At 69.4% G+C, this 25740-nt stretch carries 25 protein-coding genes; 16 read left to right on the plus strand and 9 right to left on the minus strand.

Annotation, left to right across the window (positions count from 1 at the left end):
• Positions 1-48: 48 nt before the first annotated feature.
• Positions 49-1653, plus strand: a complete 1605-nt coding sequence (locus VGD44_RS08655; protein ID WP_331085928.1) for a pectate lyase — start codon at positions 49-51, stop codon at positions 1651-1653.
• A 73-nt stretch (positions 1654-1726) separates the two neighbouring features.
• The gene (locus VGD44_RS08660) at positions 1727-2155 is read left to right on the plus strand and encodes a hypothetical protein (protein ID WP_331085930.1); all 429 of its coding nucleotides are present in this window, start codon (positions 1727-1729) and stop codon (positions 2153-2155) included.
• On the opposite strand, the gene VGD44_RS08665 is transcribed toward VGD44_RS08660, so the two are convergent.
• Positions 2142-3065, minus strand: a complete 924-nt coding sequence (locus VGD44_RS08665; protein WP_331085932.1) for an alpha/beta hydrolase — start codon at positions 3063-3065, stop codon at positions 2142-2144. The genes VGD44_RS08660 and VGD44_RS08665 overlap by 14 nt on opposite strands.
• 78 nt (positions 3066-3143) lie before the next feature.
• Here VGD44_RS08665 and VGD44_RS08670 point away from each other — a divergent pair, with 78 nt between their 5' ends.
• Genes VGD44_RS08670 through VGD44_RS08680 form a run of 3 tightly spaced genes read left to right on the plus strand, consistent with a single transcriptional unit; the run spans position 3144 to position 7454 of the window.
• A complete protein-coding gene (locus VGD44_RS08670; RefSeq protein WP_331085934.1) occupies positions 3144-4130 on the plus strand; it encodes a DUF885 family protein in 987 nt (328 codons plus the stop codon).
• The gene (ppc, locus tag VGD44_RS08675; protein WP_331085936.1) at positions 4130-6784 is read left to right on the plus strand and encodes a phosphoenolpyruvate carboxylase; all 2655 of its coding nucleotides are present in this window, start codon (positions 4130-4132) and stop codon (positions 6782-6784) included. The genes VGD44_RS08670 and ppc overlap by 1 nt, the downstream gene beginning before the upstream one ends.
• A gap of 7 nt (positions 6785-6791) precedes the next feature.
• Positions 6792-7454, plus strand: coding sequence for a hypothetical protein (locus VGD44_RS08680; protein ID WP_331085938.1), 663 nt, complete (start codon positions 6792-6794; stop codon positions 7452-7454).
• A gap of 140 nt (positions 7455-7594) precedes the next feature.
• Here the strand turns inward: VGD44_RS08680 and VGD44_RS08685 are convergent, their stop codons facing one another.
• Positions 7595-8524, minus strand: coding sequence for an aldo/keto reductase (locus VGD44_RS08685; protein ID WP_331085940.1), 930 nt, complete (start codon positions 8522-8524; stop codon positions 7595-7597).
• A 60-nt stretch (positions 8525-8584) separates the two neighbouring features.
• Between VGD44_RS08685 and VGD44_RS08690 the strand changes: the two genes are divergently transcribed.
• Entirely contained in the window at positions 8585-9397 is an 813-nt protein-coding gene (locus tag VGD44_RS08690; protein WP_331085942.1) for an enoyl-CoA hydratase/isomerase family protein, read from the plus strand.
• Between the two features lie 2 nt (positions 9398-9399).
• On the opposite strand, the gene VGD44_RS08695 is transcribed toward VGD44_RS08690, so the two are convergent.
• The 3 genes from VGD44_RS08695 to VGD44_RS08705 form a co-directional block, all read right to left on the minus strand.
• Positions 9400-10164, minus strand: coding sequence for an SDR family oxidoreductase (locus VGD44_RS08695; protein WP_331085944.1), 765 nt, complete (start codon positions 10162-10164; stop codon positions 9400-9402).
• A gap of 3 nt (positions 10165-10167) precedes the next feature.
• Positions 10168-10980, minus strand: a complete 813-nt coding sequence (locus VGD44_RS08700) for an enoyl-CoA hydratase/isomerase family protein (protein WP_331085946.1) — start codon at positions 10978-10980, stop codon at positions 10168-10170.
• A gap of 137 nt (positions 10981-11117) precedes the next feature.
• Positions 11118-13316, minus strand: a complete 2199-nt coding sequence (locus VGD44_RS08705) for a M10 family metallopeptidase C-terminal domain-containing protein (protein ID WP_331085948.1) — start codon at positions 13314-13316, stop codon at positions 11118-11120.
• Between the two features lie 227 nt (positions 13317-13543).
• On the opposite strand from VGD44_RS08705, the gene VGD44_RS08710 reads away from it, so the two are divergent.
• Complete coding sequence (locus VGD44_RS08710) at positions 13544-13795, plus strand: hypothetical protein (protein WP_331085950.1); 252 nt, start codon at positions 13544-13546, stop codon at positions 13793-13795.
• Positions 13796-13813: 18 nt separating this feature from the next.
• Here VGD44_RS08710 and VGD44_RS08715 read toward each other — a convergent pair whose 3' ends face one another.
• The gene (locus VGD44_RS08715; protein WP_331085953.1) at positions 13814-14119 is read right to left on the minus strand and encodes a hypothetical protein; all 306 of its coding nucleotides are present in this window, start codon (positions 14117-14119) and stop codon (positions 13814-13816) included.
• Between the two features lie 101 nt (positions 14120-14220).
• On the opposite strand from VGD44_RS08715, the gene VGD44_RS08720 reads away from it, so the two are divergent.
• A complete protein-coding gene (locus tag VGD44_RS08720) occupies positions 14221-14622 on the plus strand; it encodes a hypothetical protein (RefSeq protein WP_331085955.1) in 402 nt (133 codons plus the stop codon).
• Here VGD44_RS08720 and VGD44_RS08725 read toward each other — a convergent pair.
• Entirely contained in the window at positions 14619-15113 is a 495-nt protein-coding gene (locus tag VGD44_RS08725; protein WP_331085957.1) for a hypothetical protein, read from the minus strand. The two genes, VGD44_RS08720 and VGD44_RS08725, sit on opposite strands and share 4 nt — an antisense overlap.
• Before the next feature lie 183 nt (positions 15114-15296).
• On the opposite strand from VGD44_RS08725, the gene VGD44_RS08730 reads away from it, so the two are divergent.
• Positions 15297-16544, plus strand: a complete 1248-nt coding sequence (locus VGD44_RS08730) for a cytochrome P450 (RefSeq protein WP_331085959.1) — start codon at positions 15297-15299, stop codon at positions 16542-16544.
• A 3-nt stretch (positions 16545-16547) separates the two neighbouring features.
• Here the strand turns inward: VGD44_RS08730 and VGD44_RS08735 are convergent, their stop codons facing one another.
• Both VGD44_RS08735 and VGD44_RS08740 read right to left on the minus strand, forming a co-directional pair.
• Entirely contained in the window at positions 16548-17630 is a 1083-nt protein-coding gene (locus VGD44_RS08735) for an NAD-dependent epimerase/dehydratase family protein (protein WP_331085961.1), read from the minus strand.
• A gap of 77 nt (positions 17631-17707) precedes the next feature.
• Positions 17708-18499, minus strand: coding sequence for a tetratricopeptide repeat protein (locus tag VGD44_RS08740; protein ID WP_331085963.1), 792 nt, complete (start codon positions 18497-18499; stop codon positions 17708-17710).
• A gap of 169 nt (positions 18500-18668) precedes the next feature.
• On the opposite strand from VGD44_RS08740, the gene VGD44_RS08745 reads away from it, so the two are divergent.
• The 7 genes from VGD44_RS08745 to VGD44_RS08775 form a co-directional block, all read left to right on the plus strand.
• Entirely contained in the window at positions 18669-19634 is a 966-nt protein-coding gene (locus VGD44_RS08745) for an alpha/beta hydrolase (protein ID WP_331085965.1), read from the plus strand.
• Positions 19635-19636: 2 nt separating this feature from the next.
• Positions 19637-20434: an enoyl-CoA hydratase/isomerase family protein gene (locus VGD44_RS08750; protein ID WP_331085967.1), complete on the plus strand. Its 798-nt coding sequence runs from the start codon at positions 19637-19639 to the stop codon at positions 20432-20434.
• Between the two features lie 29 nt (positions 20435-20463).
• Positions 20464-21423, plus strand: a complete 960-nt coding sequence (locus tag VGD44_RS08755) for a virginiamycin B lyase family protein (protein ID WP_331085969.1) — start codon at positions 20464-20466, stop codon at positions 21421-21423.
• A 1-nt stretch (position 21424) separates the two neighbouring features.
• Positions 21425-21769, plus strand: a complete 345-nt coding sequence (locus VGD44_RS08760) for a c-type cytochrome (RefSeq protein WP_331085971.1) — start codon at positions 21425-21427, stop codon at positions 21767-21769.
• Entirely contained in the window at positions 21766-22401 is a 636-nt protein-coding gene (locus VGD44_RS08765) for a glutathione S-transferase family protein (RefSeq protein WP_331085973.1), read from the plus strand. Before VGD44_RS08760 ends, VGD44_RS08765 begins: the two co-directional genes overlap by 4 nt.
• Positions 22398-23189: a glutathione S-transferase family protein gene (locus VGD44_RS08770; protein ID WP_331085975.1), complete on the plus strand. Its 792-nt coding sequence runs from the start codon at positions 22398-22400 to the stop codon at positions 23187-23189. Before VGD44_RS08765 ends, VGD44_RS08770 begins: the two co-directional genes overlap by 4 nt.
• Before the next feature lie 284 nt (positions 23190-23473).
• The coding region (locus tag VGD44_RS08775) for a M1 family metallopeptidase (protein WP_331085977.1) at positions 23474-25740 on the plus strand (2267 nt) is incomplete at its 3' end.

A 25740-nucleotide genomic window follows, 5' to 3' on the forward strand; every position in this document is an offset into this window, starting at 1 on the left:
CCGGTATCATTTCGCGCTACATCCCATTCAAAGAGGAAGGGAACGTGGATGTTGCGGGGCGTGCTGGCCGGCGTGATCGGCGCTGTGGCTCTGGTGTTGGCAGGGGCCGCGGCGGCTCAGCCGAGCAAGGCGCAGACGCTGTCGGCCATGAAGACCGCCACGACCTTCATGGTCGAGAAGGTGGCGACGAACGGCGGCTACGTCTGGTCGTACACGCCCGACATGAAGCGCCGCTGGGGCGAGCTGGAGGCCAAGCCCAGCATGATCTGGGTGCAGCCGCCCGGCACGGCGACCATGGGCCACGTGTTCCTCGACGCCTTCCACGCGACGGGCGACGAATATTACTACCGCGCCGCCGAGCAGGCCGCCGAAGCGCTGATCTGGGGCCAGCATCCCAGTGGCGGCTGGCACTACATGATCGACTTCGGCGGCGAGGCTTCGCTGAAGGACTGGTACGCCACCTATGGCAAGAACGCCTGGCGGATGGAGGAATTCCAGCACCACTGGGGCAACGCCACCTTCGACGACGCCGGCACGTCGGAGGCGATGCAGTTCCTGCTGCGCCTCTACGTCGAGAAGCGCGACCCGAAGTGGCGGCCGGCGCTGGAGAAGGCGATCGGGTTCGTCCTTGCGAGCCAGTATCCGGTCGGCGGCTGGCCCCAGCGCTACCCGCTGCAGCACGAGTTCGTTCACCACGGCAACCCGGACTACACCAGCTACATCACCTTCAACGACGACGTGGCCGGCGAGAACATCAAGTTCCTGGTCATGGTCTATCAGGTGCTGAGCGATGCGCGGGCGCTGGAGGCGGTGAACCGGGCGATGGGGAGCTTCCTCGTCACCCAGCAGGGCCAGCCGCAGCCGGCCTGGGGCCTGCAGCATACGCCGGACGACCTGAAGCCGGCCGGCGCGCGCACCTACGAACCGAAGGCCTTCGCCACCCACACCACGGCCAACAACGTCGCCCAGCTGATGAACTTCTACGAGCTCACCGGCGAGACGAAGTACCTGGCGCGGGTGGGCGAGGCGCTGGACTGGCTGGACAAGGTGAAGCTGGCGACGCCGACGGCGGATGGGCGCACGCACCCGACCTTCATCGAAATCGGGACGGACCGGCCGCTCTACGTCCATCGCCGCGGCTCGAACGTGGAGAACGGGGAGTACTACGCCGACTACAGCCCCGAGCGCACGCTGGCGCACTACGGCGCCTATCGGAAGATCGACGTGACCAAGCTGCGGGCCCGCTACGAGAAGCTGAAGGCGTCGGACCCGGCGGCGGTGACGAAGGACTCGCCGCTGAAGGCGAAGAACCAGGTCCCGCTGCCGAGGTACTTCGCGACCCGCGATCTGGAGACCTCGGACCTGAACCTGAAGGTCCAGGCGGGCAAAGCGGTGGACGGGGCGCAGGCGCAGAAGCTGGTGGCCGGGCTGAACCGCGAGGGCTACTGGCCGACGCCGCTGGTGGCGACGAGCCATCCGTACACGGGGGCCGCGCCGCCAAAGACGCCCGACGGCGACTATGCCACGACCCACGTGGGCGACCTGACCGACACGTCGCCGTACCCGACCGACAAGCCGGTGATCGGGATCTCGACGGGGACCTACATCCAGAACATGACGACGCTGATCGACTGGCTGGACCGGGCGAAGTGATCTTCCGGACCCAACCCTAGCTTTGAGGGGAAGGGTTTTCTGCCTAGGCTCAGCGCCGTACCGGAGATTCCAAATGCGCGTCCGCCTGCTGCTCGCCGCCTGCGCCGCGCTCGCCGCGGGCGGGGCCGTCGCCCAGATCGTGAACCACGACCTGCCGGTGCAAGCGATCATGGCGACGGGCGTGAACCCCGGCGCGCTGGCCTTCTGGGCGGGCGGTAACGATCCGCCCGAGGGCGAGACGCCGGCGCAGGCGGCGGTGCGCTGGGAAGCCGCCGTGAAGGGCGCCCAGACCCTGCAGGCGAAGGGCCCCGAGCTGATGAAGTACAGCCGCCCGGGGCGCTGGAACGAGTTCGCCCAGATGATGATCGACGTCTCGAAGGAGGGCGAGGCCGCGGCCCAGGCGAGGGACGCCGAGAAGGCGTTCGAGATCGGCGGGCAGCTCTACGACAGCTGCAACGGCTGCCACAAGACCTACATCCCGACGCCCGCTAGGCTGCCCTGAAGAAGCCGCGGCGGGCGAGCCAGGCCACCAGCAGGTCGGGCCAGGCGGCGCAGGGCTTGCCCTCAGCCAGACGGATGCCGAAGCCGTGGCCGCCTTCCTCGAAGAGGTGCGCTTCGGCTGGGACCTTGGCGGCGCGGAGGGCCGCGAGGTAGCCCAGCGCGTTCTCGACCGGCACCGAGGCGTCGTCGGCGGCGTGGACGAGGAAGGTGGGTGGGGTGTCGGCGGTGACCTGGCGATGGGGCGAATACTTGGCCTCGGCCTGCGGCGTGGGGGAGGGGCCGAGGAGGGCCTCCCGGGAGCCCGCGTGGGCGAAGGGCGGAGCGATGTCGATCACCGGATAGAGCAGCATCGACAGGTCGGGCCGTGCGGGCTGGCGGTCGGCGGCGTCGACGGGCGCGTAGACATGGCGCGCGTGGCCGGTGGCGAGGGAGGCGGCGACGTGGCCGCCAGCCGAGCAGCCCAGAACCAGCACCCGCTTCGGGTCGATGCCGCCGCCGGCGCGGATCAGGCGGATGGCGCGCTGGGCGTCCTGGAGGGGAACGTCGCTTGGGTTGGCCCAGCCTTCCTTGGGGAGGCGGTAGCGCAGGACGAAGCAGGTGACGCCCGCGTCGGCCAGGCGTCGCGCGATCTCGAAGCCTTCCTTGTCGATCACCACGCGGATGTAGCCGCCGCCGGGGGCGATCAAGGCTGCGGCGCCGTTGGGCTTCGCGGGCCGGAAGACGGTCATCAGCGGCTCGCCGATGTCGGTGGCGTAGCGGTCCTGGAAGCCGGAGGTGGCGACGCGGTCGGTGATCTTCGTCACCGGCAGGACGGCGGGCGCGCCGGGTGGACGGCCGGGCCAGAGCTCGAGGGTCTCGGTCGGGTCCGCAGGCTCGGCGACGGCCGGCCCGGCGGCGGCGAGGGAAGCCATGGAAAGCAGCGTCCGGCGATCGATTTGCATGATGACACCGGTAGCATTCGTGATTTCGGAGGGCTAGATGGGAGCGACATGCTGACCCGCCGAACCGTGATCGCCACCGCCGCCGCGCTGGCCCTGCCGCGAACGGCGACCGGGGCGGAGGCGTATCGCGAAGCCCTCTCCGCGGCGTGGGGCGGGCCGTTGGATCCCGCGGCCGCACATCGCGCGGCGATTGCCGAGGCGCGAAGACGGCAACGCCGCGCCGACCTCCTGCTCCGCGGCCTCGGATTGGCCGACGGATCGGTCGCCGAGCGGATCCGGCGGCTGGCCGAGGACCCGCGGCATCTCTACGCCGATGACGACGCCGGCCGCGAACGCGCCGTGGTCAATATGAACACCCGCCTCACAGCGCTGCGGCCCAGGCTCGCCTACGCGTTCGGTGAGTTGGCCATGCCGGACGCCCAGGTTCGGCGGATGGCGCGCGAGGACGAGGCCCGCGGCCGGGGCGGCTATCGCGAGCCGCCGGCCTACTACGTCGACCTGAAGGCGATCCGGGCGCGGCCGGCCTGGACCCTGCCCAGCGTCGCGTTCCACGAGACGGTCCCAGGCCACGCGCTGCAGGCCAGCCTGCAGTCGGCCGATCCGGCCAAGCAGCGCTGGTTCGGCGTCTACTCGGAGGCCTGGGCGACCTACGCCGAGCAGCTGGCGGACGAGCTCGGCGTCTACGCGGGCGATCCGCTGGGCGAGCTGGGCGCCCTGCATTGGCGGCTGTTCCGCCTGGCCCGCATCGTCGCCGACACGGGGCAGGGGGCGCTCGGCTGGGGCCATGAGCGCGCTGTGGCCGAGATGCGGGAGTTGCAGGGGCGCGACATCGCGTTCGTCACTATCGAGGCCGACGTCGAGCGCATGCGCCGTCAGCCCGGGGTCTACGCCGCCCAGGGCCTCGGCGCGCTGGAGATCGCGCGTCTGCGGCCGCGGAAAAAGCGCGACTGGCCCCGCTTCCACCGCGCGATCCTGGCTGACGGGCCGTGGCCATGCGCTATGCTTGCTGCACGTGCGAAGGGCGGGACGCGTTGATGGAAATGAAGCTGGCTCCGCAGAACGCAGGCGCAGGTGTCCCGCGCAGTGCGGGCGAAGCCGTCCGCTACCTCGAGGACCTGCTCGAGGAGGTCATCGACTACCTCGACGGCGACGAGGCCGCCGCCCTGGTCAAGCGCGCCCGCGACGTGGCCCAGCAGGACGACGAGGAGGCGCTGGAGGCGCTGTTCTCCAGCCTGCGCGTCGATCAGGCCGTCTACCTGGCGCGGGCCTTCACCTGCGCCTCGATGCTGTCCAACCTCGGGGAGGACGTGGCGGGCCGCAGGCGCTCCGTCGAGGCCGAGGAGCTGCCGGGCGAGCTGCCGCGCACCCTGGCCGAGGCCGCCGACCGGGTGGGCGAGCGGGCCGCCGGCAAGCTGATCCTGCGCATGGCCGTGGCGCCGGTGCTGACGGCGCACCCCACGGAAGTCCGCCGCCGGGCGGTGGTGGAGCGCGAGGCCGAGATCGCGCGGCTGATGTCGCTGCGCACCCACCGCCTGCCGCCGCACGTCGAGCGTCGGCTGCGCGAAGACCTGTTCCGCGAAGTGGCGCTGCTCTGGAAGGCGCGGATGCACCGACCCGAGCGGATCACGCCGGGCGACGAAATCCGCAACTCGCTGGCCATCGTCCGCCGCTCGATCCTGCCCGCCATGGTCGAGATCTACGACGGCTGGAGCGAGCGGTTCGAGACGGCCACGCCGCTGACCCTGGGCTCGTGGTTGGGCGGCGACCGCGACGGCCATCCGGGCGTGAACGGCGAGACCCTGAAGCTGGCCCTGCGGTCACAGGCGCGGCTGATCCTGAACCACTACTTCGACGAGGTGCGCAGGCTGTGGTTCGACCTGGCCGTCACCTCCGACCTGGCGCCGGCCAGCGCCGGTGTGCTGGCGCTCGCGGGGTCCTCGCCCGACATGTCGGTCCACCGCCAGGACGAACCCTACCGCCAGGCGCTGCAGGAGATCTCCGCCCGGCTCTCGGCCACCACCGACAAGCTGGCGGGCACGACCTGGGGCAGCCAGGCCAGGCCCTACGACGCGGCCGCCGATTTCGTCGCCGACCTCGAGACCATCCGTCAGTCGATCCGCAAGCACCTGGGCGACCGGGTGATCGGCGCGCGGCTGCGCACGTTGATCGCCGTGGCCCGGGCCTGTGGCTTCCACCTGCTGTCGCTGGACCTGCGCCAGAACGCCGACGTGCATGAGCGGATGATCCACGAGCTGTACGTCCGCGCCTCGGTGAACATCGACTACCTGGGCTCGGACGAGACCGAGCGCGTGCGGGTGCTGAGCAAGGAGCTCAGCCACGACCGGCCGCTGCGCTCCCCGTTCCTGGACTATTCCGAAGAGACGATGCGCGAGCTGGGCACGCTGGACGCCGCCGCCGAGGTGGTCCGGCTCTACGGCGAAAAGGCGCTCTCGAGCTACATCATCTCGAAGACCGCCACGCTCTCCGACATCCTGGAGCCGCTGGTGCTGCTGAAGCAGGCGGGCCTGGTGCAGGGCGGGGACAAGGGGCGCAGCGCTGTCCGCATCACGCCGCTGCTGGAGACCATCGGCGACCTGGAGCACGGCCCCGAGCTGCTGCGTCAGTGGCTGGCGCTGGACCTGCCGCCGCAGCTGTTCGGCGAGCCCGGCTGGCGCGAGGTGATGCTGGGCTATTCCGACTCGAACAAGGACGGCGGCTACGTGGCCTCGCGGCACAACGTGGCCAAGGCCGCCCAGACGCTGTCGTCACAGGCGCGGGTCGGGGGCTACGACCTCTGGTACTTCCACGGCCGCGGCGGCTCGGTGGGGCGCGGCGGCGGTCCGGCCGCCCAGGCCGTGCTGGCGCAGCCGCCGGGGACGGTGAAGGGCCGCCTGCGCCTGACCGAGCAGGGCGAGATGATCTCGCGCCGTTTCGGTGACCAGCCCACGGCGCGGCGCAACCTGGAGAGCCTGGCCGCGGCCGTCCTGATGGCCAGCGCGAGGCCCGACGACGAGGGCGCGCTGCCATCGCCGATGCTGGAGACGCTGTCCAAGGCCTCGTTCGCCGCCTACCGCGAGCTGGTCTACGACGACCCCGGGTTCGAGGACTTCTTCTGGGGCGCCACGCCGATCTCCGAGATCGTGGGCCTGAACATCGGCAGCCGCCCGGCCTCGCGCACCGCCAGCCGCCGGATCGAGGACCTGCGGGCGATCCCGTGGGTGTTCTCCTGGTCGCAGGCGCGCTTCATGCTGCCGGCGTGGTTCGGTCTCGCCGGCGGGGTGGCGAAGGCGGGCCTGTCGCTCGGCGACCTGAAGGGCCTGGCCGAGGACAACGTGTTCGCGACCATGGTCTCCAACATGGAGGTGGCGCTGGCCCAGTCCGACATGGCGATCGCGGCCAAGTACGCGGGCCTGCACCCGCGCGGGAAGGCGATCTTCGAGAAGATCCGCACCGAGCACGACGAAGCGATCGAGCTGGTGCTGGCGATCCGGGGCGGGACGCGGCTGCTCGATAATCACCCGGAGATGGCCGAGTCAGTCGCGCTGGCCGCGGAGGTGGTGGATCCGCTCAACCACCTGCAGGTCGAGCTCCTGGCCCGCAGGCGCGCCGGCGACGACGATCCGCAGCTCAAGCTCGCCATCCAGCTGACGGTGGCGGGCGTAGCGTCCGGTCTCCGCAATACCGGCTGACGGCCACATGACCGCCGCGATGCTGGGCGAACGGGGCGCCATGCGTACGTTCGCCCTGGCTCTTCTCTTCACCATTCCCGCCGCCGCGGCGCACGCCGACCCCGTACAGGAGGCCCGCTCGGCGACGGCGGCGTGCCTGGCGGCGATCATCGACAATGCGCCGGTCGAGGATATCGACGGCGACGACGTCACCATCCGGCGCGGCCAGGAGCCGGTGAGCTGCACGGTGAGGGTCACGGCCGGCGAGCCGGTGCTGATCAAGGACGCCATCCAGGTGGCGATGAAGCGGCGCGCCGAGATCTTCGCGCCGGCGAGGACCGCCTGGGAGCCCGGCGAATGGGCCAGCCGCGAAACCTGGTGCAACATCCCCGGCCGCCGGGCCCTCGCGGTGTTCGTGAGCACCTCGAAGCCCGGCCGTCAGCCCGTGCTCACCGCCACGGTGTTCGAGGCCAAGGCCCGCGACCAGCGCTGCGACCGCGACCTGGGCGTCCAGCAGGTGGCGGCCAACGACGTGACGCCGCCGCCGGTCGCGGTGGCGAAACCTGCACCGGCCGAGCCCGCGAAGGTGGAGGAGGCCAAGGCGCCCGAGCCCGCGACGGTCGAAGCCGCCGCCAAGCCCGCGAAGAAGGACGGCTGGCTGCGGCGCAGGCTGGGCCTGGGGAAGGACTAGCCTCCTTTCTGTTCGTCGCCCGGCGGCTTGTCCGCGGGGCCCATGGTTCCGGCACCACGAGACTCTGCGGCATCGCCGCCGGTGGATGGATTCCGCGGACAAGCCGCGGGATGACGATCCTTTGGGGAGCGGTGGTGGGTTCAGGCCCCCGCCACCGCCGCCACGATCCGCCGTCGCTGGGTCGCGTCGGGGAGGACGCCCGTCGCGGCGCCCAGGTTGTCGAGCACGTAGCGCGGGTTGCGGGTGCCGGGGATGGCGCAGGTCACGGCGGGGTTCGACAGGACATACTTCAGCAGGACCTGCGCCCAGCTCTGCGCGCCGATCTCTGCGGCCCAGCCTGGCAGCGGCAGGCGGCGGACGCGGCCGAACAGGTCGCCGCCGGCGAAGGGGCGGTTGATCAGCACCGCCATGCCGCGCTCGGCGGCGAGCGGCAGGATGCGCGCCTCGGACTCGCGCTCGGCCACCGAGGCGTTGATCTGGATGAAGTCGAGCCGCTCGCGGCGCATCACCGCCTCCAGGTCGTCGTAGGCGCCTTCCGTGTAGTGGGTGACGCCGACGTAGCGGACCCGCCCCGCGTCCTTGGCGGCGCGCAGGGTGGCGAGCTGGGTCGAAAGGTCGAGCAGGTTGTGCACCTGCATCAGGTCCAGCACGGGAGCCTGCATCAGGCGATGGGAGTCGGCGAGCTGCCGTTCGCCGGCGGCGCGGCCTTGCGTCCACACCTTGCTGGCCAGGAACAGATTCGGCCGGACGTTGAGCTCGGCCGAGAGCGCGCCGATGGCGGCCTCGGCGCGGCCGTACATGGGCGAGGAATCCACCACCTTGCCGCCACGCTCGGCGAAGGCGTTCAGCGCCTCGCGGGCCTGGGCCCAGTCCTCGCCGCCGGGCGCGATGTCGAACGCCTGCCACGTGCCAAGACCCACGATCGGCAGCGCCTCGCCGGACGACGGGATCTTGCGGGTGATCAGCGGCGTGGTGTCCATCTTCGCAGGCTCCTGCGCCTCGGCCGGCGCCCGGGCGCAGCCCGCGAGCGCCAGGGCCGCGGCGGCCAATTCCCGTCGGTTCCAGGTCATGGGGACTACCGCGCAGGCGCGGCTCCGTTCCAAGATGGACGAAACCTGGGGGAGGCGACCGTGGCCGACAAGCTCTTCGACCATCAATGGCGGACGATCCGCGTCGAGCGGCGGGAGCACATCGTCGAGGTGGCGCTGGCGCGGCCGGACGCGCGCAACGCGTTGAACGGCGAGCTGATGGAGGAGCTGACCGAGGCGGCGGGGCTGCTGCGCCTGCGCACCGACGTCCGCGCGGTGATCCTGACCGGCAACGACAGCTACTTCTCGGCCGGTGCGGACCTCTCGGCCAGCCAGCAGCGCCTGGCCCAGCCCACCCTTATCGAGAGCCGCCGGGCCGTGATGGCGGGCCCCGACATGTGCCGCGCCTGGAACGAGATCGAGGCCGTCACGATTGCCGCCATCGAGGGCTACTGCATCGGCGGTGGCGCAGCGCTGGTGATCAGCTGCGACTTCCGGGTGATGGGCGAGGGGGCCTACCTGCGTCTGCCGGAGGTTCCGCTGGGCATGAACATGAGCTGGCGCTCGATCCCGAAGATCGCCGCGCTCGTCGGCCCCTCGCGGGCGAAGCGGTTCGTGATGTTCGGCGAGGCGGTGGGCACGGCGACGTGCCTCGACTGGGGCTTCGCCGACGAAGGCGTGGCCAAGGGCGAGGCCCTGGCCTGCGCCCGCCGCTGGGCCGACAAGGTGGCCGCCCTGCCGCCGCTCCCGATCCGCATGACCAAGGAGGCGGTGAACGCCGTCGCCCACGCCACCGCCCACGCCTCGATCTACATGGACCGCGACCAGTACCTGCTCGCCACCTCCAGCCAGGACTTCCGCGAAGGCATCGCCGCCTTCCGCGAGAAGCGGCCGGGCAAGTTCACGGGCGCGTAGGCTCAGGCGTTGCGCGCCATCAGGCCTCCGTCAACCGGAATGGTGACGCCTGTGATGTACGAGGCGGCCGGCAGGCAGAGGCTGAGCGTCATGTGCGCCACCTCCTCGGGCCGGCCGTAGCGACGCAGCGCCGTGCGGCGCCGGGCGAAAGTCTGCTTGTCGGCGTCGGGGATCGCTTCGGTCATGCCGGTGAGGATCGGTCCGGGACAGATGCAGTTGACGGTGATTCCCTCGGGACCCAGCTCGACGGCGAGCGCGCGGGTGAGGCCGGTGACGGCGGCCTTCGCGGCGGAATAGGGGCTGTCGCGGCTGGTGGCGCCGAGGGCCTCGGTCGAGGCGATGTTGACGATGCGGGCGGCCGGCGACTGGCGCAGGTAGGGCAGGGCGGCGCGGATGATCCGCTGGTGCGAGGTGACCAGCACTTCCATCGCCCGGCCCCAGATTCGGTCGTAGTCCTCTGAATCGATGGGTGAAAAGGCCGAAATCCCGGCGTTGTTCACGATGGCGTCCAGGCGGCCGAACTTCAGCGCGATGGAGTCGACGACGTCCTGGATCGCCTGCGGGTCGGCCACGTCCAGCGCCCACGCCTCGGCGCTGCCGCCGGCTTCGCGGATGGCGTCGGCGACGGGCTGGGCGGTTTCGAGCTTGAGGTCGGTGACGGCGACGTGCGCGCCCTCGGCCGCGAACACCTCGGCAGTGGCGCGGCCCATGCCGGACGCGGCGCCCGTCACGAGCACGACGGAGCCTTCGACGGAGCGGGTGGTCATGGCCTAGCGTCCCTGGAAGACCGGTGGGCGCTTCTCGAGGAAGCTGGCGACGCCTTCCTTGTGGTCTTCGGTCTGCATCAGGAGGCGGATCTTCTCGATGGCCCACGCGCCGATCTCACGCGGGTCGCCGTAGGCGTAGCGCGACAGGCCGGCCTTCAGGTGGCGCACGGCCAGCGGCGGGTTGGCGGCGATGCGGCCGGCGAGCGCGCGGGCCTGGGGCAGGAGGTCGTCGTGGGCGGTCACCTGGGTGACCAGGCCGATGCGCAGGGCCTCGGCGGCGTCGATCACGTCGCCGGTGTAGAGCAGCTCGGCAGCCTTGGCGGGGCCGACTATGGCGGGCAGGCGGTAGAAGCCGCCGACGTCGCAGACTAGGCCGCGCTTGACGAACAGCTCGCCGAACTTCGCCTTCTCCGAGGCGATGCGGATATCTGCGAACAGGGCCAGCTCCATGCCCCAGCCGACGGCCGCGCCGTTGACGGCGGCGATCAGCGGCTTGTCGCACTCGAGCGCCGCCATGGCCGCCGGCGTCGGCTGGAAGGTGACCGGCATCGGCGCACGCGACACCGGTTTGGGCCCAGCCATGATCTCGCCCACGTCGTCGCCCGAGCAGAAGGCCGGGTCGGCGCCGGTGATGATCACGCAGCGCACATCGGGGTCGGCCGCGGCCGCCCGCAGGCTCTGCTCCAGCTCGTCGTAGGCCGGATAGTTCAGCGCGTTGCGCCGGTGCGGCCGGTTGAGGGTGATCGTGGCGACGTGGTCTTCCAGCGTCACCCGCGTGTGTTCGAACGCGGCGCTCTTCTCGGCCAGCGAGACCATGGGCGCTCCTCCCTTTCGGGCAACTGTTCGACTGCCGGCGGGGGAGGTCAACGGTGACGTCCCGTCATAGAGGGGCCGTCATGCAGAAGGGGCGCGCCGGTCGCCCGGCGCGCCCCTCCACCGGTCGCGATCGATCGTCAGCCGAAGATGAAGTCGCTCTGCTTCACGCCGGCCGTGTCCAGCACGATCACGAGGTCTTCGGCGCCAAGTTCGACCAGGATCTGGCTGGCGCTGATCGTGACGTCGGACCAGCTGACGTCGAACGCCGACAGGTCGAACTTCTCGCCCTTCTCGTAGCCGACGATCGTGTCGGTGCCCGCGTCGGTGAACACGAACACGTCGACGTCGGCGCCGCCGGTCAGTTGGTCGTCGCCGGCCCCGCCGTTGAGCACGTCCTTGCCGCCGCCGCCGCTCAGGCTGTCGCTGCCCTCGCCGCCGCGCAGGTCGTCCTTGCCGTTGCCGCCTGCGAGCACGTCATCGCCCTCGCGGCCAACCAGCGTGTCGTTGCCGTTGTTGCCGGTCAGGGTGTTGGCGGCGCTGTTGCCGACCAGCGCGTCGTGGCCGGCGCCGCCGGTCGCGTTCTCGATCACCACACCATTGGCGATGGTGTAGCCGCCGAAGGTGCCCTCGACGAACGAGACGACCCCGCCGCCCGTGGGCGTGTAGTCCAGGGTCGCGGCCAGCAGGTCGATGTGCACGTCGCGGCCACCGCTGTAGGCGATGGTGTCCGTGCCGCCGCTGTCCCAGATCGTCGAGTAGAAGGCGCCCTTCTGCTGGGCGGCGATGTCGTAGACGGTGTCCCCGTCGTTGTGGGCGTGTACGCCGTAGCGCTGCTGCAGCGCGGCGATGTCGAACGCGCTCAGGGTCCCCGACCAGCCGGAGTCCAGGGTCTGCCGCGAGAACTCCAGCGTCCCGTCCGGGTGCGTCTGCCAGCCGTCGTTGTAGGACATGACGGTGTAGACGCCCTGGTTCAGGTCGAAGAGGCCGAGCGAGCTGGAGTCGGTCACGCCCAGCAGGAGGTCCGAGCCGCCGCCGTCGTCGTGCGGGTGGGCGAGACCATGGGCGTGGCCGAACTCGTGGAGGATCACCGCGTACGAGAAGCCGCCAGGCTGCAGGCTCTCGGGGAGCGTGAAGCCGCCGCTGATCAGGTTGAAGGCCCCGATGCCCTGCTGCGTGCCGTAGGCGGGGTCCTGCGGATAGAAGTAGGCCCCGAAGTCCTGGCTGATCACCGTGATGAGCCGGAAGGTGGCCTGGTTCACGTCGTTGGTGATCACGTAGTTGATGCCGGTGATCGGCGTGTATTGCTGCAGGGCGCTCATGACGCCGTCGATCTGGAACTGCTGCCAGCCGTAGGTCTCGACGGGCTGGCCTTCGGAGTCGAGCTCCCCGAATCCGCCGTCGCTGGCCGGCGCGAAGTAGACGTAGGCCGTGGCCTGGCCACCCACGTCCGTCGTCGGGACGTTGTTGGCGCTGAACCAGTTGACCGAGTCCAGCGGATCGTAGTCGGCGGGGTTCACGCCGGTGAAGTCGAGCGTATAGCCGCCCGTCATGTCGGCCTCGTAGCCCTCGATGCGGAGGTAGTAGGTCCCGCTCTCGGGCGCGATCAGGCCAATTCCGGTTTCGAAGTTCACGGCCGCGGCGATCTGCACGCCGTTGGCGTCGAACAGGCGCAGGATGCCGATGTTGTCGCCGGCCACCTCGTTCGGCCAGTCGGGGCCGTAGATGCCGCCCGCATAGGTGAAGTTGTAGAACGTGCCCGCGGTCAGCTCGACCTTGTACATGTCCTTGTCACCGGGGACGTTCAGGTGGCCGTAGGTCGTGCCAAGGGCGAGATCGAAGGCGCCGGCGATCCCGGCCGGGGCGTCGGTGGCGGCGTCCGCCGTCCACATGTCGATCGTGTAGTCGCCGACGTCACGGTAGTCCGGATAGCCGGGCGCCGAGGGATCCTCATGGTACCAGGAGCTGGCGTAGATGAAGTACTCTCCGGTCACGGTCGGGGTGAACGTGATCATCGACGAGCGGCCGAGCCCGCCGTCGTCGTCCTCCCTGATGACGTTGCCTTCCGAGTCCGCCAGCAGGAGGTAGGGGTCCTCGATGCCGCCGACGGCAGCCGCGCGATAGGCGAAGGAATAGGTCGTGCCCGCCGTCAGCACGACGGCCGTGGCATTGCGGGGATCGACCGAGATCGTGCCCGTCGAGGTGGTGGGCGTATCGCCGTCCGCGATCGTCAGCGGCGGCGCCGAAGTGGGCGTCGGGCCCACGAACGTTGTCCCAGACCAGGGCTTGCCGCCGCCGTGCGAGACGGGCGCAAAGTCGTCCAAGGTGGTTGGCAACATGTAGAACGGCTCCCTAATATAAACAAATATTCCAGGCCCCCTGAGGCCTCAGGACAGCGAAAGCATCATGGTTTACAGACCCCTGCAATGACTTTGGCAGGATTCACCTGAGAGGCATCAAATTGCGCGCGATGGTGGTTTTTACGGTGAAGCTTGCCTCGAGCCTCGCTGCTTTTCTCCTGCCCGCGGCCGCAGTCGCCGCACCGCTCAAGGACGCAGGGCCGGCAATGGCGCCGCCGGGAGTCAATGCGCCCGAAGAGAAAGCCAGGCCTGTGCCGATCAACGAGCGGTTCCCGAGTCTCGACGCCTACCTCGCCTACCTCGAGAAGCGGTCGCACATGGACGGCCCGTGGTACCGGGAGGTCCGGCCGGGGTTGTACGAGCTGCAGACGGGCAACCTGCGCCTGCCGGACGGCGGCGACCGCAAGCGGACCTTCACCCGCGAGCAGCTCGAGAAGAAGTTCGGCTTCTCGCGATAGCGCCGCGCCGGGGGGCGGCTATTCGGACGCGCGGCTCGGGGCGCCGTACTTCGCCTGCAGGTCGGCGTGCTCAGCCTCACGAGGCGCGCGCGAGACGTTGAGGCGCACGTAGAGCTGCGAGCCGCGCTTCATGAGTTCCGGCGGACATTCCCTATGCGCCGCGGACAAATCGTCGGTGGCGCCCACATGGAGGACCGCAAAGCCCTTCGCGCGTGGTCGCAGCACGGCATAGTTGCCCGCGATGCGTTGCGGCTCGACGGTTCGCGCGTGCCGGAACCGGTAGGACGCGCCTGATGCGCCCGAGAGATCGACGAAATCCTTCATGGTCGGTCCACACAATATCCGGACACTGGCAAAATCGCGGCGCGGCTGTGCTGTAGGTACCGGCCGCGCGTTTGTCGACCGTCCAAGAGCTCTGTCTTCGCATGCGACACTCGAAGCCCGCTCGATCCCACAGAGCCGACGGCTCCAAGCGCCCGGCGCTGGGCCGCGTCTTCAGCGTCAGGCGCGAAAGCTGGCGGCTCAAGGACGACCCTCAGGCCGTGAGTCCACAGGTGGAGGTCCTGGCCAGCCGGCGGACCGCGTCCGACGCCGCCGACATCGCCCGCGACGCCGCCCTGGCCTTCCGCCGCCACGGTTTCGACAAGGCCACCCGCGCCTGGTGGGGAGCCGACAGGACATCCTTCCATCGCTTCCGTGTCGAAGGTCCGAAGCCTCGGCCGGCGCTGGCGATCGCCGTGGTCTCGGCCGTGGCGGGTCTCGCGGTGCTCACCGTGCTCGGGGCGCGGCGTAAGTCGTCGAAACAACAGGCGGGGCGGGACGGCTAGACCAGCTCTCCGAACCCGAAGGTCCCGAGCCTGGCGATCTCGGTCTCCACCGCCACCGGCCCCTCGAACCGCAGCTGCACCAGGGTGTAGTGCACCCGATCCTCGAGCCCTGACTTCGGGCCGACGCCTTCGGCCACGACGCCGTAGGACTCGCCGGGGCCGGTCTCGGCGAAGGTGTTGAGGACGATGATGCCGTCCAACGCGCGCTCGAACTGCGTGGCTACGTCGAACCCTTGAGGCCGCCCGGTTCCGTTCGCCAGCACGTCGAAATCGAAAACGAAGTAATCGGCCTCTCCCTCATGTCCCAGGAAGAGTTGATCGGCGGAGGTGCCAATGTGATACCAACCCGGACCGGCGCCATATAGTCCTGTGTCCGAGTAAATACCCTCATCGGCCACCTGATCACGTAAGTGCTGGGGCAGGTGAATGCGTGCGATGGCCGACATATGCTCGACCGCCGCGGCGGGCAACATCCCAGTTTGGGGTGGCATCAACAACTCCGACTAGGGAGTCACCATCTCGCCGCAATCGTCCCGTGTCGAGGGCAAAACGCGTTACGCGACGCATTCGACTACCCACGCCGGGGACTGTGCGCATCAGGCCACAGGGGCTTGCCAGAATGGTGACGCGGGTCTCACCTTCGTGAAACGCGCTGAACATGGAAGGCTCCGGTCATGGCCGACGACGCCGCCGCCTTCGACGCCGCCCGCGCCGAAGCCTACGCCACCCCGCTCGAGAAGATCGACGTCAGCCTGCAGGACCGGTTCGTCACCGACACGTTCTGGCCCTTCTTCGAGCGCCTGCGCCGGGAGGATCCGGTCCACTACTGCGCCGACAGCGAGTTCGGCCCGTATTGGTCGGTCACCCGCTTCGACGACATCGTCGAGGTCGAGACACACCACGATGTGTTCTCGTCGGAGCGGGCGATCTCGATCTACGACCCGCAGGACGGCGATATGGAGCTGCCCAACTTCATCGCCATGGACCCGCCGAAGCACGACGCCCAGCGCAAGACCATCCAGCCGATCGTCTCGTCGGAGAATCTCGTCCACTTCGCGCCGCTGATCCGGGAGCGTGCCGCCAGGATCCTGGATGACCTTCCGATCGGCGAGCCCTTCGACTGGGTGGAGCGGGTTTCGGTCGAGCTGACCGTCCAGATGCTCGCCACCCTCTTCGACTTCCCGTTCGAGGAGCGGCAGAAGCTCCGCTACTGGTCGGACCTCGCCGTCACCGACATGAGCGACGTGATGACCAAGGAACAGGTCCAAGCCGAGTTCCTGGCCTGCGGCGCCTACTTCAAGAACCTCTGGGACCAGCGCGCCGACGCCCCGCCGGCCAACGACCTGATCTCGATGCTGGCGCATGGCCAATCCACGCGGGACATGCCGTTCTTCGAGTTCATCGGGAACATCATCCTGCTGATCGTCGGCGGCAACGACACGACCCGCAACTCGATCACCGGCGGCCTCATCGCCTTCACCGAGAACCCGGATCAGCTCGCCAAGCTGCGGGCCAACCCCGCGCTGCTGGACTCCACGATCCCCGAGATCATCCGCTGGCAGACCCCGGTGGCGCACATGCGCCGCACCGCCAGGGCCGACTTCCAGCTCGGCGGCAAGACCATCAAAGCCGGCGACAAGGTGGTCATGTGGTACGTCTCGGGCAACCGCGACGAGACGGCGATCGCGAACCCCGAGGCCTTCATCATCGACCGCGAGCGCCCGCGCCACCACGTCTCGTTCGGGTTCGGCATCCACCGCTGCGTGGGCATGCGGCTGGCCGAGATGCAGCTCAAGATCGTCTGGGAGGAGATCCTGAAGCGGTTCCCGACCATCGAGATCGTCGAGAAGCCCGAGCGCCTGAAGTCGTGCTTCCTGCGGGCCTACCGCAAGATGATGGTGGTCATTCCGGCCAAGGCATGAGGGTCAGGCCGGCAGCAGCCGGCGCTCGACCATGACCCTGAGCCAGTGGCGCAGCGTGTCCTCGCTGTCGTAGCAGGGCGCGAAGCCCGCCTGGCGCAGCTTCACCGTGCTGACCAGGATCGGAAGCGCTATGGCGTCCACGCCGGGCCGCAGCAGGGCGTCGGCGTAGTGGTGGCTCTCGCCCAGGAGCGCCGGGAGCGGAATGTGGCGCAGGCCGTGTTTCCCAACGACGTCGGCCCAGGCCCCGGCGCTCTCGGCCAGCAACGGTGCGAGCCGCGTCGGCTCGTCTGGGCCGGCCTGCATCCCCAGCGCATCGGCGATCGCCGGCCAGACTTCGGGCCAGGCATAGACGTCGCCATTGGTGATGTTGAAGGTCTCGTTGGCTGCGGCCGGCGCCTCGGCCGCCCACACGAAGGCCTCGCCCAGCAGGCGTGGATCGACAAGCTCCATCACGTGCGGCGCGCCGCCGGGGTAGGGCAGGTTGGCCAGGCCCTGCTGGCGCCGTAGCGCGGCCCAGACGCCGATGGCCAGGAGCGGGTTCATGGCGGCGCCCCAGGCCGCGCCGACGATGATCTGCGGGCGGAAGATGGTCCAGGCGAACCCGCGCGCCTGGGCGTGGCCCTTCAGATGGTCCTCCTGCAGCCAGTAGAAGTTGGCGTGGTCGTCGCGCGGGGCCCGTTCGCGGGCGGGGATGGGCGGCTGCTTCAGGTGCGCGCCGTAGGCCTTGGTGCCCTGCAGCAGGGTGACGTGCTGCAGCCGCGCTGCGGCGGTCAGGGGCTGCATCAGGTTCCGCAGCATGGAGAGATTGGTCTCCATCTGGTCGGCCTCGCGCCAACCCGCGATCAGGCCCGGCTTCTCGTACAGCGCCGCATAGACGACGTGGGTGACGTCCTCGAGATTCGAGAAGGCCGCGTGGCAGGCCTCAGCGTCCGTGAGGTCGACCGGGAGATGGCGTACGTCGCCCGGCGGAACGGGATCGAGCGGGCGGCGGGACACGGCCACCACCGGCCACCCGGCCGCTGCGAACGCCGTCACCGCGGCCTCGCCCACCAGCCCCGTGGCGCCCGCCACCAGCACCGTGCCCATGCGCGTCTCCCTGGCCGGCGACTGTTCGCTCAGGCCGCGGAGGGGTCAACGGTGACGCCCCGTCACCGACGACGCGCTCAGAGCTTGTCGGCGATCTCGGGATAGAGGGTGCTGAAGAAATCCCTGTTGTAGTTGAACCAGCGGTGTGCCTTGGCGGCGGCCAGCTGCTTTTCGAACGCCTTGTGATGGGCATCCTTCGGGTTCGCCGAGAGCCGGAAGTGGGCGTACGCCAGCGCGAGGCGGTGCCAGGGGCCCGCGCGGGCTTCGCCCAGGATCGAGACCGCCTCGTCCAGCTGCTTGATCGCCTCGGCATAGCGACCCAGCCCGATCTCCGCGTAACCAAGATTGGAGAGCGCGTTGTATCGGTCCTCGTGCGTCCGCGGTGTCTTGCCGAGGATGTGCTCGAAGATGCGCTTGGCCGGCTCGAACTGCCCAGCCTCGAGGAAGGTCCGTCCCACCTTCACGGCCGCGCGGACGTCGCCTAGTGCAAGCAGCCGGTCGACGACGGAGATGCTCTGCTCCTCGCCCGCGGTTTTCGGATTGAGGTCAGCCGCCTCCTGTCGGGCTTCGACGCGCTGCAACCGCTGCATCGCGCTGAGGAACGACTCGTCCGAGCGGTACTCCATCGGCGAGTACAGGAACTGGTGCCGCCACCACAGGGTGGCGAAGAACAGGATGGCGATCAGCGTCGGGAAGCCGACGACGAACCACACCAGCGGGATCGCGATGTGGGCCACGTTGGCCACGTTGACCAGCGTGACGGTGGCGATCGCCTCGACCAGCAGCACGAACATGGCGATCACGCTGAGCGGATTGCGGACGACGGCCGATGCGGCCGACAGATGCCCACCCGGTGCTTCCTCGGCCAATGCCTTGCCCCCGTCAGTGACTGTCGCGGCATGGTACCACCAAAAGGGGGTCCGGGTAGCAGTGTTCAATCCTGGCGCGAGGACGTAGACCCTGCCGCACGGTCAGTCTTGCCAGTCTTCCGCGGCAGGACGAAGCATGGCGCCGAACAAGCGTTCGGGAGGCGCGCGCATGCCGGAATTCCGCACCCTGGATACGGGCCAGGCGAAGCTGCGCGCCGCCGTCGAGGGCGAGGGGCCGCTGGTGGTGATGGTCCACGGCTTCCCCGAGAGCTGGTACTCGTGGCGACACCAGATCGGGCCGGTGGCCGAGGCGGGCTTCCAGGTGGCCGCCCTCGATGTCCGGGGCTACGGCGGCTCCGACAAGCCGCACCCGATCGAGGCCTACGACATGCAGGCCCTGACCGGCGACGTGGCCGGCGCCATCGATGCGCTGTCGCCCGACGGCAAGGCCATCCTGATCGGCCACGACTGGGGCGCCCCCATCGTCTGGAATACGGCGCTGTCGCGGCCCGAAAAGATCCGGGCGGTGGCGGGGTTGTCGGTGCCGTTCACCGGCGTGCCGCAGCGGCCCTTCACGGAGATCTTCAAGGAGCTCTTCACCGACAAGGGCCACTTCTTCTACCAGGCCTGGTTCCAGGAGGTCGGTCCGCCCGAGGCCGAGGCCGAGAAGGACGTCCGCGACTTCCTGCGCAAGTTCTACTTCGGCATCGCCGGCGAGGCGCCGGACGGCAGCTGGCCGGTGAAGAAGCACGGCGCGAGCCTGCTGGAAGGGATGATGGACCCCGGCGTCTTTCCAGCGTGGCTGACGGCGGAGGACCTCGATTACTACGTGGCCGAGTTCGAGCGCTCGGGGTTCCGCGGACCGATCAGCCGCTACCGCAATCACGAGCGCGACTTCGCCTGGCTGCAGCAGTTCAGGGACCGCAAGCTCGAGATGCCGACGCTGCTGATCGGCGGCGACCGCGACCCGGCGTTCAACGGGTTCGGCCGCATCCCCGACCCCGGGGCCCTGATGCGGACCCAGGTCACCGACCTGCGCGGCGTGCACGTGCTGCCGGGCTGCGGACACTGGACCCAGCAGGAGCGGCCGCAAGAGGTGAACCGGCTTCTGCTCGACTGGCTGAAAGGGATCTGACCATGGCCGACCTGGAACTCCGGCAAGAGGGCGAGGTGGTCTGGGCGACCATGAACCGGCCCGACCGGCTGAACGCGCTCTCGCGCAACCTGGTGACCGAGCTCCGCGAGTTCTTCGTGGGCCTCTACTGGCGGCGCGACGTCCGCGTGGTGGTGCTGAGCGGCGCGGGGAACGCCTTCTGCGCCGGCCTGGACCTGAAGGAGCGGAGCGACCCGCAAGGGTCCCGCTCGATCGGCGCGGGCCTCACCCGTCAGCGCGAGATCAGCGAGATCGTCATCGCGATGCGCCGCTGTCCGCAGCCAATCGTCGCCTGCGTCAACGGGGCGGCGGCCGGCGGCGGCTTCGCGCTGGCGCTGGCTTCCGACGTGCGGATCGCGACGCCCAAGACGCGCATGAACGCCGCCTTCATCCGCATCGGCCTGTCGGCTTGCGACATCGGGGTGAGCTACTTCCTGCCGCGCATGGTCGGCTCGTCCGTGGCGGCCGAGTACATGCTGACGGGGCGGTTCATCGACGCGCAGCGCGCCCACCAGTTGGGGCTGGTGAGCCGGGTGGTGGAGCCGGAGCAGATGCAGGCCGAAGCCGCGGGCTTCGTGGAGGACATGCTGCACGCCACCCCGCTGGGCCTGCGCCTGACCAAGGAGGCGCTGAACCACGCCATCGACGCCCAGGGGCTGGAGGCGGCGATCGCCATGGAGGACCGCAATCAGATCCTCGCCAGTTCCGACGGCGACTTCCAGGAGGGCGTCCAGGCGTTCCTCGAGAAGCGCAGGCCGCAGTACGCGACCCGGGAGGGGTGAGCTAGTCTGGCCGCGGAAGGAGACGCCCGATGCGCAAGCTTCTGATGATGGCCCTCGCCGCCGGTCTGCTCGCCTGCGCGCCGGCCCAGGCCCAGCAGGTCCGCTACTACGACGTGCCCAAGGGGACGCATCCCCACGACGTGGCCGCCGCCCCGGATGGCTCGGTCTGGTACACCGCCCAGCGGACCGGGAAGCTCGGCGTCCTCGACCCGAAAACCGGAAAGGTGGAAGAGACGCCGCTGGGCGAGGGCTCGGCGCCGCACGGCGTGATCGTGGGGCCTGACAAGGCGGCCTGGATCACTGACAGCGGGCTCAACGCCATCGTCCGCGTCGATCCCAAGACCAAGGCCGTCAAGGCCTGGAAGCTGCCGGCCGACACCGGCTACGCCAACCTCAACACCGCCGCCTTCGACAAACGCGGGCGCATCTGGTTCACGGGCCAGACGGGCTTCTATGGGCGCCTCGACCCCAAGACGGGCGACATGCAGGTGTGGAAGTCGTCGCGGGGCCGCGGGCCCTACGGCATCACCGCCACGCCGGCGGGCGACATCTGGTACGTCTCGCTGGCCGGCAACCATCTGGCGAAGGTGAACCTCGACACCGGCGAGTCCACCGTCGTCGAGCCGCCGACGCCGGGGCAGGGCGCGCGCCGCGTCTGGTCCGACAGCAAGGGCCGGCTCTGGATCAGCGAGTGGAACTCGGGCCAGCTCAGCCGGTACGATCCGAAGGACCAGAGCTGGAAGGCCTGGACGCCGCCGGGGGACAAGCCGCGCACCTACTCGGTCTACGTCGATGAGGCCGACAAGGTCTGGATCACCCAGTGGAGCTCGAACGCGATCATGCGCTTCGACCCCGCCACCGAGACATTCGAGAGCTACCCGAGCGACCGGCCGGGCGCGATGGTGCGCCAGATGCTGGGCCGCAAGGGCGAGGCCTGGGGCGCGGAGTCGGCGCTCGATCGCCTCGTGGTCGTGAAGTACGGCGGCTAGGGTGGGGACGGCGCTGGTCATGGCGCTGGTCGCCGCCACGGCGACGGGCGAGGCGCTCTTCCAGCGCTGCTATGCCTGCCATTCGTTGAATCCAGCCGAACAGGGACTGCAGGGGCCGAACCTGGCCGGTGATGTCGGCCGACGCGCTGCGGCGGTGAAGGGCTTCGACTATTCTCCTGCGATGCGCGCGGCGGGCGACCGTGGCTTGGCCTGGACCGAGGCTGAGCTGGACCGGTTCCTGACAGACGCCCAGGCCGTCGTGCCGCAGACGAGCATGTTCACACCGCCGCTGCGCGATCCCGCCGACCGCGCCGCTCTGATCGCCTACCTGAAGGGAGCCCGATGATCGAGCTTTGGCACTGCCCGGACGCGCGCTCGTTCCGGCCGCTTTGGGCGCTGGAGGAACTGGGGCTGGAATACGAGCTGCACCTGCTGCCATTCCCGCCGCGGGTTCGGGAGCCGGGGTACCTGGAGGTCAATCCGCTGGGCACCATCCCGGCCATGAAGGATGGCGACACCTTCATGACCGAGAGCGCGGCCATCGTGCAGTACCTGGCGACGCGGTATGGGCCGAGTGAGCTGGCCGTCGGCGTGGACGATCCGGCTTACGGGGCGTGGCTCAACTGGCTGCATTTCGGGGAGGCGACGCTGACGTTTCCGCAGACCCTGGTGCTGCGCTACCGGCAGTTCGAGCCGGGGAAGGCCGAGGTGGTGGCGGATGACTATGCGCAGTGGTTCCTGAGCCGGCTGCGGCACGTCGACCGGGCCTTGCAGAAGGGCGACTGGCTGTGCGCCGGTCGGTTCACAGCGGCCGATATATCAGTCGGTTATGCGCTGCTCCTCGCGCGTCAGTTGAAGCTGGACGCGAAGTTCTCGCCGGCGATCCTGGGCTATTGGGAGCGGCTCTCGTCGCGCCCGGCTTTCAGGGCCGCGAAGGCGGCGCAGAAGATGGATCTCTCGGAGGCGCTGTCGTCATGATCACGCTCTACGACCACCCGCTGTCGCCCTACGCCCAGAAGGTCAAGATCTCACTCCGGGAGAAGGGTCTGGCGTTCGAGACGCAGATGCCGGGCGGGCTCGGGGCCGGCGGCGCACAGGGCGAGTTCGTCGAGGCGAGCCCTCGGGCCGAGGTGCCGGCGCTGGTGGACGGCGACGTCCGCATCTTCGATTCCACGATCATCCTGGAGTACCTCGACGACGCCTATCCGGACCCCGCCATGCGCCCGACGTCGGCGGCCGAGCGGGCGCGGGTGCGGATGCTGGAAGAGGTGATGGACACCCACTTCGAGGCCATCAACTGGGGCATCTCGGAGATCCGCTGGTTCCGCCGCGCCGAGGGCGAGCAGGCCGAGGCCCTGTTCGCCGCGGCGAAGGCCCAGACCGAGGGCTTCTTCGCCTGGCTGGAGAAGCAACTCGGCGACCGGCCGTGGTTCAACGGCGACGCGTTCGGGTGGGGCGACCTGTCGGTGGTTCCGTACGTCAACGGCTCGGTGGGGCAGGGCAATCCGCCCGCGCGGGGCACGAAGCTCGCCGCATGGCTGGAGCGGGCCAACGCGCGCGCCTCGGTCGCCGCCTGCGTGGCCGACATCGCGGCGCTGAACTCGGGCGCGACGATGCCCAACGTGGCCGAGTTGGTGGAGAAGGGGCTCTTCAAGCGCGAGTACCGCGACCACCGCCTGGAGTGGATGATCAAGTCCGGCGGCCTGGACGTGGTGGTGAAGGGCCTGGAGCGCGACAACATCCGTTTCGCCCCGCGGTTCGGGTAGGTTCCCTCCCTTCCTCCTCGATGGGGGAAGGGCCGGGGATGGAGGTGCGCGCAGGGCGGTGGACGTTTGGAACGCCGTCAGGCGTCGGCGCCCACTTGCGCCATTTGCGTCAGCTCGGCGGCCACACCTCCACCCAATCCTCCTCCATCGAGGAGGAGGGCTTAGGCAGAAGGCTGTCAGGCGCCTCCGACCGTTCGTCGAATGGGTATCCCCGAGCAACGGGGTCTGTCTTGCCAACCGCCTGAAAAGACGGGATGCACGCGGACGGTCAGTTCGGGGCGTTTATGAAGAAGTTTCTGGTGGTCGCGCTGGCGGGTCTCGCCAGCGTGTTTTGCATGTCCTCCGCCGCGGCGGATCCCATCGAGCAGACCAAGGCGCCATTCGAGGACGTGTTCCGGCAGCTGGAAGGCGAGGCGTGGCCCACGCCCAACGACTACCGCACCGCCAGCGGCGCGCCGGGCCATCGCTACTGGCAGCAGAAGGTCGACTACCGCATCCAGGCCCGCCTGGACGAACCCTCCAAAACCGTCACCGGCAAGGCGACGATCACCTACCGCAACAACTCGCCCGAACGGCTGAGCTACCTCTGGCTGCTGCTGGACCAGAACATCTTCCGCCGCGACTCGATCGCCGAACGGACGGCGACGGTCGGCTCGGCCGACGAGATCAGCCTGCCGTCGCTGCGGCGAATCCAGAAGTTCAAGGACTGGGAGGGCGGCTTCAAGCTGACCTCGGTGCGCGACGGCTCGGGCCGCACGATCCCGCACAAAGTGGTCGACAGCCTGATGCGCCTGGACCTGCCGCAGAGCCTGGCGTCGGGCGCGTCCACGACCTTCACCATCGAGTGGTCGTACGCGCTGAACGAGACCAAGGTGGTCGGCGCCCGCGACGGCTATGAGTGCTTCACCAAGCCTGACGAGGACGGCAACTGCCTGTTCCTGGGCGCCCAGTGGTTTCCCAGGCTCGCGCGCTACACCGACTACGAAGGATGGCACAACAAGGCCTTCCTGGGGGCCGGCGAGTTCACCCTGGAGTTCGGCGACTACGAGGTGGCGCTGACCGTGCCGAACGACCACGTGGTGGCCGCGACCGGCGACCTCACCAACCCCGGCGCGGTGCTGACAGCGGCCCAGCGCGCCCGGCTGGAGCAGGCGCGCAGCGCCAAGGACCCGGTCTACGTCGTCACGCCGACCGAGGCGCTGGCGGCCGAGAAGGGCAAGCCGACGGGTGTGAAGACCTGGGTGTTCCGCGCCGAGAAAGTGCGCGACTTCGCCTGGGCCTCGAGCCGCAAGTTCGTCTGGGACGCCATGGGCGTGCGCCAGGACAGCGCCGAGCGGCCGCTGGTCATGGCGATGAGCTTCTATCCGAAGGAGGCGCGGCCGCTGTGGGACGCCTGGTCGACCAAGGCGATCGCCCACACCCTGCACACCTACAACGAGTTCGCGTTCCCCTATCCGTACTCCAAGGCCCAGTCGATCAACGGGATCAACGGGGGGATGGAGTACCCGATGATGACCTTCAACGGGCCGCGCCCGGTGAAGGACCGCAAGACCGGCGACCTCACCTACACCGAACGCACCAAGGCCGGGCTGATCGGCGTGATCATCCACGAGATCGGCCACACCTACTTCCCGATGATCGTCAATTCCGACGAGCGGCAGTGGACCTGGATGGACGAAGGCCTGAACTCGTTCCTGCAGTTTCAGGCCGAGAAGCGCTGGTCGAAGGACTTCCCGAGCCGCCGCGGCGAGCCCAAGGACATCGTCGAGTACATGGTCAGCCAGAACCAGGTACCGATCATGACCCAGTCGGATTCGCTGCTGCAGTTCGGCTCGAACAGCTACCACAAGCCGGCGACGGCGCTGGTGATCCTGCGCGAGACGGTCCTGGGCCGCGAGCTGTTCGACAAGGCGTTCCGCGACTACGCCACGCGCTGGCGCTTCAAGGGCCCGACGCCCTACGACTTCTTCCGGACGATGGAAGAGTCGAGCGGCGTGGACCTCGACTGGTTCTGGCGCGGCTGGTTCTACTCGACCGACCACGTGGACATCGCCCTGGACCGGGTGATCGCCGGCAGGCTCGAGCCGGCCGATCCGGATGCCGCGGCGACGCTGCGCAAGGAGCGCAAGGCCGGCGAGCCGCCCAGCCTGACCGAGAGCCGCAACACCGCGCCCACCGTGGCCGAGCGCGACCCGAAGGTGCGCGACTACTACGACAGCATCGACCGCGACGACGCCACCAAGGCGCAGCGCAAGAAGGCCAAGACCGCCGACGAGGAGCTGACGCCCGAGGAGCGCAGAGCCCGCAACCAGACCGACACCTTCTACCGGTTCCGGTTCAAGAATGTCGGCGGCGTGGTGATGCCGGTGATCCTGAAGCTCGACTTCACCGACGGCACGACCGAGACGGTCCGCATCCCGGCCGAGATCTGGCGGCGGAACAGCCGCGAGGTGAACTGGCAGTACGTCACGCCCAAGACCCTTCGCCGCGCCGAGATCGACCCTCTGTGGGAGACCGCCGACGCCGACCGCGAGAACAACCTGTTCGAAGG

Origin of the sequence: Phenylobacterium sp. (assembly GCF_036402295.1) — a bacterium.
Lineage (GTDB): Bacteria > Pseudomonadota > Alphaproteobacteria > Caulobacterales > Caulobacteraceae > Phenylobacterium.

What these genes read in the sequence shown, in the direction of transcription:
- VGD44_RS08655 (WP_331085928.1), top strand. Translation starts at nt 49, where the DNA reads ATGTTGCGGGGCGTGCTGGCCGGCGTGATCGGCGCTGTGGCTCTGGTG.
- VGD44_RS08660 (WP_331085930.1), top strand. Translation starts at nt 1,727, where the DNA reads ATGCGCGTCCGCCTGCTGCTCGCCGCCTGCGCCGCGCTCGCCGCGGGC.
- VGD44_RS08665 (WP_331085932.1), bottom strand. Translation starts at nt 3,065, where the DNA reads ATGGCTTCCCTCGCCGCCGCCGGGCCGGCCGTCGCCGAGCCTGCGGAC.
- VGD44_RS08670 (WP_331085934.1), top strand. Translation starts at nt 3,144, where the DNA reads ATGCTGACCCGCCGAACCGTGATCGCCACCGCCGCCGCGCTGGCCCTG.
- ppc (WP_331085936.1), top strand. Translation starts at nt 4,130, where the DNA reads ATGGAAATGAAGCTGGCTCCGCAGAACGCAGGCGCAGGTGTCCCGCGC.
- VGD44_RS08680 (WP_331085938.1), top strand. Translation starts at nt 6,792, where the DNA reads ATGACCGCCGCGATGCTGGGCGAACGGGGCGCCATGCGTACGTTCGCC.
- VGD44_RS08685 (WP_331085940.1), bottom strand. Translation starts at nt 8,524, where the DNA reads ATGACCTGGAACCGACGGGAATTGGCCGCCGCGGCCCTGGCGCTCGCG.
- VGD44_RS08695 (WP_331085944.1), bottom strand. Translation starts at nt 10,164, where the DNA reads ATGACCACCCGCTCCGTCGAAGGCTCCGTCGTGCTCGTGACGGGCGCC.
- VGD44_RS08700 (WP_331085946.1), bottom strand. Translation starts at nt 10,980, where the DNA reads ATGGTCTCGCTGGCCGAGAAGAGCGCCGCGTTCGAACACACGCGGGTG.
- VGD44_RS08705 (WP_331085948.1), bottom strand. Translation starts at nt 13,316, where the DNA reads ATGTTGCCAACCACCTTGGACGACTTTGCGCCCGTCTCGCACGGCGGC.
- VGD44_RS08710 (WP_331085950.1), top strand. Translation starts at nt 13,544, where the DNA reads ATGGCGCCGCCGGGAGTCAATGCGCCCGAAGAGAAAGCCAGGCCTGTG.
- VGD44_RS08715 (WP_331085953.1), bottom strand. Translation starts at nt 14,119, where the DNA reads ATGAAGGATTTCGTCGATCTCTCGGGCGCATCAGGCGCGTCCTACCGG.
- VGD44_RS08720 (WP_331085955.1), top strand. Translation starts at nt 14,221, where the DNA reads ATGCGACACTCGAAGCCCGCTCGATCCCACAGAGCCGACGGCTCCAAG.
- VGD44_RS08725 (WP_331085957.1), bottom strand. Translation starts at nt 15,113, where the DNA reads ATGCCACCCCAAACTGGGATGTTGCCCGCCGCGGCGGTCGAGCATATG.
- VGD44_RS08730 (WP_331085959.1), top strand. Translation starts at nt 15,297, where the DNA reads ATGGCCGACGACGCCGCCGCCTTCGACGCCGCCCGCGCCGAAGCCTAC.
- VGD44_RS08735 (WP_331085961.1), bottom strand. Translation starts at nt 17,630, where the DNA reads ATGGGCACGGTGCTGGTGGCGGGCGCCACGGGGCTGGTGGGCGAGGCC.
- VGD44_RS08745 (WP_331085965.1), top strand. Translation starts at nt 18,669, where the DNA reads ATGCCGGAATTCCGCACCCTGGATACGGGCCAGGCGAAGCTGCGCGCC.
- VGD44_RS08750 (WP_331085967.1), top strand. Translation starts at nt 19,637, where the DNA reads ATGGCCGACCTGGAACTCCGGCAAGAGGGCGAGGTGGTCTGGGCGACC.
- VGD44_RS08755 (WP_331085969.1), top strand. Translation starts at nt 20,464, where the DNA reads ATGCGCAAGCTTCTGATGATGGCCCTCGCCGCCGGTCTGCTCGCCTGC.
- VGD44_RS08765 (WP_331085973.1), top strand. Translation starts at nt 21,766, where the DNA reads ATGATCGAGCTTTGGCACTGCCCGGACGCGCGCTCGTTCCGGCCGCTT.
- VGD44_RS08770 (WP_331085975.1), top strand. Translation starts at nt 22,398, where the DNA reads ATGATCACGCTCTACGACCACCCGCTGTCGCCCTACGCCCAGAAGGTC.